This window comes from Serratia sp. Z4 (genome assembly GCF_009900725.1).
GTDB lineage: Bacteria > Pseudomonadota > Gammaproteobacteria > Enterobacterales > Enterobacteriaceae > Serratia > Serratia nematodiphila.
This window is the reverse complement of the sequence record NZ_JAAABD010000026.1, coordinates 1-2,410: the sequence shown is the minus strand read 5'-3', so window position 1 is coordinate 2,410 and position 2,410 is coordinate 1. Positions and strand designations below refer to the sequence as shown.

The 2,410-nt window shown below is 56.1% G+C and carries 2 protein-coding genes; both read left to right on the top strand.

Features of this window, described 5'->3' with window-relative positions; genetic code table 11:
• The first annotated feature begins 93 nt into the window (after positions 1-93).
• Positions 94-1,593: an IS21 family transposase gene (istA, locus tag GT753_RS25600; protein ID WP_160126144.1), complete on the top strand. Its 1,500-nt coding sequence runs from the start codon at positions 94-96 to the stop codon at positions 1,591-1,593.
• Complete coding sequence (istB, locus tag GT753_RS25595) at positions 1,590-2,345, top strand: IS21-like element ISEc10 family helper ATPase IstB (RefSeq protein WP_160126143.1); 756 nt, start codon at positions 1,590-1,592, stop codon at positions 2,343-2,345. Before istA ends, istB begins: the two co-directional genes overlap by 4 nt.
• Positions 2,346-2,410: the final 65 nt, after the last annotated feature.

Genomic DNA, 2,410 nt, shown 5'->3' with positions numbered 1-2,410 from the left:
TATGAGACGACAATAACTCAGTCCGCCTGGTGCTGATTATTCTGGCCGGTTTTGTAATCTGAATGTCATGTTCATGATCCAACAGGAAATGGCGTGACGCTCAATACTTCTCAGGTCAGTTACTACATGACTCAACGTAAAAAAGGGGCAACCCAGCATATCTCGGCCATGAAGGCTGGTATCTCTGTCCGGTCTGGTCGCCGGATCGAGAAAGATCAATGGTCAAAAGCGGGTGAACGCCATTGGCGAACGCGTAAAGATCCACTTGAAGCTGTGTGGGACAGCGAGCTGGTCCCTTTACTGAAAGAAAGGCCTGCTCTGATGCCGATCACGTTGCTGGAAATGCTGCAGGATAAATACCCCGGCCAGTACCCCAGTAGCCTCCGCAGGACAATGCAGCGGCGGGTCCGTGAATGGAAGTTGCAGTATGGCGCAGAGCAGGAGGTTATGTTCCGCCAGCGGCATCAACCCGGGTTGCGGGGGCTGTCTGACTTTACTGAGTTGAAAGGCGTAGTTGTCACCATCGCCGGTAAGTTGTTGGCGCATAAGCTGTATCACTTCCGCCTTGAGTGGAGCCACTGGAGCTGGATGCGGGTTGTGCTGGGTGGGGAGAGCTTCTCTGCCCTGGCTGAAGGGTTACAGGAGGCACTCGGCCAGTTAGGCGGCGTGCCGTCAGAGCACAAAACGGACAGCCTGCGGGCTGCGTGGAAACATCGAGGTGAAGACGGCCAACGGGAGCTGACAGAGCGTTATGCCGCTCTCTGTCAGCACTACGGTATGCAGGGCGTGCACAATAATGCAGGCCGGGGCCATGAAAATGGTTCGGTGGAGAGTGCTCACGGGCACCTGAAACGGCGGATCCGCCAGGCGCTGATACTGCGTGGCAGCAACGACTTCAGTACGCTTGAAGAATACCAGACCTTCATCACTCAGCAGGTCATGCGGCATAACCGCAATAATCAGGATCTGGTTAAGGAAGAACGGCCTCACCTGAAGCCGCTGCCGCTTCGCCGCAGCGCCGACTATGACGAGCTGACGGTGAGAGTCAGTAGCAGCAGCACCATCAACGTCAGGCACGTCATCTACAGTGTCCCTTCCCGGCTGGTTGGCCAGCTTCTGCGGGTCCGGTTATGGGACGACCGTCTGAGCTGTTACGTTGGCAGTAACGAAGTCATGAACAGCCCCCGGGTCAGACCCGAAAAAGGCAAGACGCGGGCCCGTCGAATCGACTTCCGGCATGTGATCGACAGCCTGGCAAAAAAGCCAGGGGCGTTCTGTCATGCGACACTGAGAAACGACATCTTGCCGGATGATGAATGGCGAAAACTGTGGCGCCGTCTGTGCAACCACCTGGAACCCGAAATGGCCGGTAGACTGATGGTACACGCCCTGAAACTGGCAGCGGGGTATGACGATATCTCGGTCGTGGCACGCGGGATGGAGCAGATGCTGAATACCCCGGGTGAACTGGATCTGAACCGGCTGATGCGGTTCCTGGGCATAAAGGAAAAAGAGCTGCCGCCCGTCAGTGTCGTTCAACATAACCTAAGCAGTTATGAGCAGTTGCTGCGAGGAAAAGGAGGTCTGCAGTGAGCAACATCCATCTCCTGGAACGCAGCCTGCGAAAACTGCGCCTGACACGTGTTGGCGCGGAATGGCATGCGCTGGAAAAACGAGCACTGGCGGAGGGCTGGACCCCATCACGCTATCTGCTGACGCTGTGTAATGAAGAGCTGCTGTGGCGTGAAAGCGAAAAGCTGCGCCGCTATAAAAAGGAAGCCCGGTTGCCGGTGGCGAAAACCCTGGGCGAATATGACTTCGCCCAGGTACCGGAGCTGAATGCAGCTCAGTTCCGGCAGCTCTGCGAAACGACAGACTGGGTTGATGCAGGTGAAAACGTCCTGCTGTTCGGTGCCAGCGGGCTGGGAAAAAGCCATCTGGCGGCAGCGATCGTGGATGGTGTTGTAGGCCAGGGCTACCGGGCCCGGTTCTACAGCGCGGGAGAGCTGTTACAGGAACTGCGTAAAGCCAGAGCTCAGCTGAAACTGAATGAGCTATTACTGAAACTGGATCGCTATCGGGTGATAGTGGTGGATGACCTCGGTTATGTCAAACGCGACAACGCCGAAACTGGTGTGCTGTTCGAGTTAATCGCTCATCGCTATGAACGCGGCAGTCTGGTGATCACCAGCAACCATCCGTTCAGCACCTGGGGCAGCATCTTCGTGGATGAGACGATGGCAGTAGCGGCGGCCGACAGGCTGATCCACCACGGATATATGTTCGAACTGAAGGGAGAAAGCTACAGGAAAAAGACGGCAAAGGCAGTAACCAGCGCGGCTTAACGTCGCACTAAAGGATACGGCCAGAGTAGTTGGCGCCAGTCGGCAAAACTAGTTGACGTCTAATA